The organism is Stenotrophomonas pictorum JCM 9942 (assembly GCF_001310775.1).
In the GTDB taxonomy this organism is placed as follows: domain Bacteria; phylum Pseudomonadota; class Gammaproteobacteria; order Xanthomonadales; family Xanthomonadaceae; genus Stenotrophomonas; species Stenotrophomonas pictorum.
On record NZ_BAZI01000190.1, the window covers coordinates 1 to 5,445 of the forward strand.

The 5,445-nt window shown below is 64.4% G+C and carries 4 protein-coding genes, 1 tRNA gene and 1 pseudogene; 4 read left to right on the forward strand and 2 right to left on the reverse strand.

Going from position 1 to position 5,445, the window contains the following annotated elements:
- Both JCM9942_RS10355 and JCM9942_RS10360 read right to left on the reverse strand, forming a co-directional pair.
- Positions 1-318, reverse strand: a pseudogene (locus tag JCM9942_RS10355) (GTP cyclohydrolase II RibA); the annotation flags it as partial.
- Positions 319-392: 74 nt separating this feature from the next.
- On the reverse strand, positions 393-1,313 hold the full coding sequence (locus JCM9942_RS10360) for a lauroyl acyltransferase (protein ID WP_054659486.1): 921 nt from the start codon (positions 1,311-1,313) through the stop codon (positions 393-395).
- A gap of 62 nt (positions 1,314-1,375) precedes the next feature.
- On the opposite strand from JCM9942_RS10360, the gene dtd reads away from it, so the two are divergent.
- The 4 genes from dtd (at position 1,376) to JCM9942_RS10380 (ending at position 5,359) form a co-directional block, all read left to right on the forward strand.
- Entirely contained in the window at positions 1,376-1,816 is a 441-nt protein-coding gene (dtd, locus tag JCM9942_RS10365; RefSeq protein ID WP_054659488.1) for a D-aminoacyl-tRNA deacylase, read from the forward strand.
- Positions 1,817-1,906: 90 nt separating this feature from the next.
- On the forward strand, positions 1,907-3,754 hold the full coding sequence (rpoD, locus tag JCM9942_RS10370; protein ID WP_054659490.1) for an RNA polymerase sigma factor RpoD: 1,848 nt from the start codon (positions 1,907-1,909) through the stop codon (positions 3,752-3,754).
- A 171-nt stretch (positions 3,755-3,925) separates the two neighbouring features.
- Positions 3,926-4,000, forward strand: a tRNA-Ile gene (locus tag JCM9942_RS10375).
- Between the two features lie 180 nt (positions 4,001-4,180).
- On the forward strand, positions 4,181-5,359 hold the full coding sequence (locus tag JCM9942_RS10380; protein ID WP_054659492.1) for a tyrosine-type recombinase/integrase: 1,179 nt from the start codon (positions 4,181-4,183) through the stop codon (positions 5,357-5,359).
- Positions 5,360-5,445: the final 86 nt, after the last annotated feature.

Sequence of the window (5,445 nt, forward strand, 5' to 3'; positions counted from 1 at the left end):
CAGGTAGGCCAGCGCCGGCAGGCTGTCGAATGTCAGGCCGGCCAGCGGGATGCGGATGCCGTGTTCGGCGGCGATTCCCAGCGTCTGCGCGCGCGGGCGAGTCAGGAACAGGTAGTGCCGCTGGTCCGCGGCATCGGCGAAGGCGCTGAAGCTGGCAGCGGTGGCGCTGTCCAAGGCGATGACGGCACTGCGCCGGTCGCCATCGACGATCACCAGGGGACGCCCGGCGCGAAGCTCGGCCGCTGCCCGTTCGCAGTGGATGGCCGCAGTCTGGGGGAAACCGGCGGATGAAGTTGCAGGGGAGGGCAGGGCGCTCATCGGAAACCTAATGGGGGTCGCCGGCCGGGGATTCAATCGGCGCGGTCGGGCGACGCAGTGTTGCTGGCAACGCGTCAGTGCGGGTGTCTGGCGGTGGCGTACGGGTCTTTCTCGCCGCTGCCGGGGGGGCGCAGCGTGTAGCGTTTGTAGGTCCACTGGTACTGCGACGGGTCGCGGCGGGCGATGCGTTCGATGCCGGCATTGAGCGTGGCCGCGGCGACCTGCAGATCCGGATCGGCCATGGCCGCCGGGGCCGGTTCGACATGCAGCGCGAATTCCAGGTCCTGGCCGATCCGCTCGCACCAGGCGAACAGCACCCTCGCACCGGTGCGTTCGGCCAGCCGGTTGACCAGGGTCATGGTCAGGGCCTGGAGGCCGAAGAACGGCACGAACACGCCGTCACCATTCTTGGGCTGCTGGTCGGGCAGGATCGCCACCGCGCCACCGTCCTTGAGCACCTTGAACAGCTGTCGCACGGCCGGACCTTCGGCGCGGACCTGGCGCACGTTGTCGCCGCTGCGCACCCGCTGCAGGAAGGCATCGCCGGCGGGGTTCTCCGGCGGCGCGTAGACGAACGCGAACGGGCCGCGCGAGGCCAGCCACTGGTTGAGCAGCTCCCAGTTGCCATAGTGCGGCGCCACCACGATCACGCCCTGGCCCGAGGCCAGCGCCGCGTCGTACAGCGCCTGGCCGTGGCGCTCGACCAAGTGCTGTTGCAGGTTGCTCGCTGGCGGATGGGTCCACAGGTACAGCGTTTCCAGGGCCTGGCGGGCGGTGGTACGCAAGATGATGCGGTGCAGGCGCTGGCGCTCGGCCGCCGGCAGTTCCGGATACACCAGCTCCAGATTGCGCCGGGTCACCCGGCTTTCGCGGGCGTCGATGCGCCGCCACAACCAGGCCACGCTGTCGGCCAGCGAACGCTGCCACGACCACGGCAGGCGGGTGAGCACGGAGGCGAGGCGATAGTAGAGCTTGGCGGCGGTGTCCGGTTTCATGTGCCAAGTTTAGCCGCTGCCGCGCGATGTTAAGGTTCGCCCTCCTTTTGCCAGGAGCCGCCATGCTTTCCCTGATCCAGCGTGTCACCCGGGCCTCGGTCACGGTCGATGAAACTGTGGTCGGCGAAATCGGCCAAGGCCTGCTGGCGCTGGTGGGGGTGGAGCCGGGCGATGACGCCGCGGCCCTGTCACGGATGGCCGATCGCCTGCTCGGCTACCGGGTTTTCGCCGACGATGCCGGCAGAATGAACCGTTCCCTGCGCGATACCGGCGGTGGCCTGCTGCTGGTGAGCCAGTTCACGCTGGCCGCCGACACCCGCTCCGGCATGCGTCCGGGCTTCAGCACGGCGGCGCCCCCCGACGAAGCTGAACGTATTTTCAATCAACTGGTGGCCATCTGCCGCGAAAAACACACCGCACGGGTGGAAACCGGCCGCTTCGGTGCCCATATGGTAGTGAGCCTGGTCAATGACGGACCGGTGACGTTTCTGCTCAGATCCTGACGCGCCGTGAATCCACCGCCCGGCAAGCGTTATGCTGCGCAGGTATAATAGTAGGTTCTCTTCTTTCCCCGCCGGTGGCGCGAGCATTACATGGCCAACGAACGTCCTGCCCAGCAAAACGACATCAAGCTTCTGATCAGCAAGGGCCTGGAACAGGGCTACCTGACCTACGCCGAAGTCAACGACCACCTCCCCGACGACATGGTCGATCCGGAGCAGATCGAAGACATCATCGCCCTCATCACCGGCATGGGCATCGATGTCCATGAAGTCGCGCCCGATGCCGACACGCTGGCCCTGAGCGACGGCAACACGGGCAACCGCGAAGTCGATGACACCGCTGCTGAAGAAGCGGCGGCCGCCCTGACCGCACTCGACACCGAAGGTGGTCGCACCACCGACCCGGTGCGCATGTACATGCGCGAAATGGGTACGGTCGAGCTGCTGACCCGCGAAGGCGAAATCGCCATCGCCAAGCGCATCGAAGAAGGCCTGGGCCAGGTGCAGGCCGCACTGGGCACCTTCCCGATGGCCGTGGAAACCGTGCTGGCCGATTACGAGCTGCACAAAGAGGGCAAGAAGCGCCTGGCTGAAATCATCGTCGGCTTCAACGATCTGGTGGAAGAAGAGCCGGCGCCGGCCGTGGTCGCTGAAAGCGAAGACACCGAGGCCGACACCGAGGCTGAAGAGGAAGACGACGACGTCGCCGAAGAGGAAGCCGGTCCGACCGGTCCGGATCCGCTTGAAGTTGCCCGTCGCATGGAACAGCTGGCCAGTGACATGGCCAAGTTCAAGAAAGCCCATGCCAAGGGCGATGACAAGGCCCGTACCAAGCTGCGTGACGAACTGGCTGCCACGTTCGTGACCTTGAAGCTGCCGCTGCCGCTGACCGACGTGCTGGTCAAGCAGTTGCGCGATGTGATGGCTTCGGTCAAGGCCCAGGAGCGCCGCGTGCTGCATCTGGCCACGATCACCGCACGCATGCCGCGCAAGGATTTCATCCGTTCCTGGGAAGGCAACCAGACCAATCTGGAATGGGTGGAAGATGCACTGAAGCGCAAGCAGAAGTGGTCCTCGGCCCTGCGTGATGTGAAGGACCAGATCATTTCCGAACAGCAGGCCACGCAGGACGTGGAGAAGGCGACGTCGCTGTCGCTGGAAGAGCTGAAGGAAATCAGCCGTGTGATGGCCTATGGCGAGGCCCGTGCGCGCAAGGCCAAGAAGGAAATGGTCGAGGCCAACCTGCGCCTGGTCATCTCCATCGCCAAGAAGTACACCAACCGCGGCCTGCAGTTCCTGGATCTGATCCAGGAAGGCAACATCGGCCTGATGAAGGCCGTGGACAAGTTCGAATACCGCCGCGGCTACAAGTTCTCGACCTATGCCACCTGGTGGATCCGCCAGGCGATCACCCGCTCGATCGCCGACCAGGCGCGCACCATCCGTATTCCGGTGCACATGATCGAGACGATCAACAAACTCAACCGCATTTCCCGCCAGATGCTCCAGCAGTACGGCCGCGAGGCCACCCCGGAGGAGCTGGCCAAGGAAATGGACATGCCCGAGGACAAGATCCGCAAGGTGATGAAGATCGCCAAGGAGCCGATCTCGATGGAAACCCCGATCGGCGACGACGAGGATTCGCATCTGGGCGACTTCATCGAGGACACCAATGTGGAGTCCCCGGTGGAGAACACGGTCAACATCAACCTGTCGGAAACCGTGCGCGACGTGCTCGGTGGGCTGACCCCGAGGGAAGCCAAGGTGTTGCGCATGCGCTTCGGTATCGACATGAATACCGACCACACGCTGGAAGAAGTCGGCAAGCAGTTCGACGTCACCCGCGAGCGCATCCGCCAGATCGAGGCCAAGGCGCTGCGCAAGCTGCGTCACCCGAGCCGTTCGGAGCAGCTGCGCAGCTTCCTGGATATCGAGTGATTTCCAGGCGGTAGGGTTGAACGCGAAAAACCCCGCCCAGGCGGGGTTTTTCTTTGCCGCCCGCGCGAGACGGTCAGCACCGGTCGGCCACTTCGGTGCAGCGGCGCTGTCCCAACGCGCACGGGCAAGTGGTCGCCCTACGCGCGCTCCACTACACTGTGCCGTCGTTGCGGGCCTATAGCTCAACGGTTAGAGCAGAGGACTCATAATCCTTTGGTTCCAGGTTCGAATCCTGTGGGCCCACCATCTGCTGATCCGACCACGTCCAGATCAGTCCGAATATCCTAGCAAAGTGGCTGTGCTCCGTGGCTTTCGTGTCCGGCCGGGTCCGGTGGTGTGCACCCCCATCCGGCTGGAACGTGAGTAACGGTGCGAGTAAGATGGCCGGAAGGTCTTCGCTTACTCACATACCGGTTACTCACAGCCATGTTGACGGACACCAAGCTGCGCAGCCTCAAGCCCCAGGGCAAGGTCTATCGCGTCGCCGACGCCAATGGGCTGTGCGTCGAGGTGAGGCCTTCTGGAGCCAGGATCTGGCGTTATCGGTACCGGTTCGCCGGCAAGGCGAACATGCTGACCATCGGCGACTACCCGGCGGTTTCCCTGGCAGAAGCTCGCGCCGAGCGGGACAAGGCCCGGGCCCAGCTCAAGAAGGGCATGGACCCGGCTCTCGTGGTGAAGATCGAGCGGGCGGCACAGGAGGAAGAGGCCGGCAATACCTTTGGCGCGCTTGCTAAGGAACTGGTGGCGCAACGGGCCAAGAAGCTGACCCCCGGGTCAGTCGTACGGGAGCGCCGGATGCTGGAGCGCGACCTGGGAAGCATCGCTGATCTGCCCGTTCGGAGCGTGACTGCGCCAATCCTGCTGAAAGCCCTCCGGAAGATCGAGGCCCGTGGAGCGGTTGAGACGGCACATCGGGCTCGCGCCGCCGCGGGCATGGTCTTTCGCTATGCCATCGCCACCGGCCGTGCAGAGAACAACCCCGCCCTGAGTCTTGCCGGTGCGCTGACCCCTACGAAAACCAAGCACTTCTCCAGCCTGACGGAGCCGGGGGAGGTGGCGAAGCTTCTCAAGGCCATCTACGGCTACCAGGGGTCGCCGATCGTGTCCGCTGCGCTCAAGCTCTCGGCGCTCCTATTCGTCAGGCCGGGCGAGCTCCGTGCGGCGCGCTGGGAGGATATCGATCTGGATGCTGCTGAGTGGCGTTACATCACCAACAAGACCCAGACCCAGCACATCGTTCCTCTGGCTGGCCAGGTCGTCGAGCTCCTGGAGGATGTCCGGCCCTATGCAAGGAAAAGCCGGTACGTCTTTCCCAGCGTGCGCAGCATCCAGAAGCCAATCAGTGAGAACACGATCAACGCTGCTCTACGGAACCTCGGGTTCGATGGCGAGATGATGACTGCCCATGGATTTCGGGCCATGGCGCGAACCTTGCTGGACGAGGTGCTTGGGTTCAGGCCGGACTTCATCGAGCATCAGCTTGCCCATGCGGTGCGGGATCCGCTGGGGCGGGCGTACAACCGGACTACCCACCTGGGAGAGCGCAAGAAGATGATGCAGGCTTGGGCCAACTACCTGGACGAGCTAAGGCGTGGCACGTAGGCCTCGATCCATGGTTGAATTCATGCGTCGTCGCCAACTTTGCTCGGTGGGCGCGGATCTTGTCCGGTGCTTAGGCGGCCGCTTCC

Bases quoted from the DNA above. Each gene is read 5' to 3' on its own strand.
- JCM9942_RS10360 (WP_054659486.1), bottom strand. From the start codon at position 1,313: ATGAAACCGGACACCGCCGCCAAGCTCTACTATCGCCTCGCCTCCGTG.
- dtd (WP_054659488.1), top strand. From the start codon at position 1,376: ATGCTTTCCCTGATCCAGCGTGTCACCCGGGCCTCGGTCACGGTCGAT.
- rpoD (WP_054659490.1), top strand. From the start codon at position 1,907: ATGGCCAACGAACGTCCTGCCCAGCAAAACGACATCAAGCTTCTGATC.
- JCM9942_RS10380 (WP_054659492.1), top strand. From the start codon at position 4,181: ATGTTGACGGACACCAAGCTGCGCAGCCTCAAGCCCCAGGGCAAGGTC.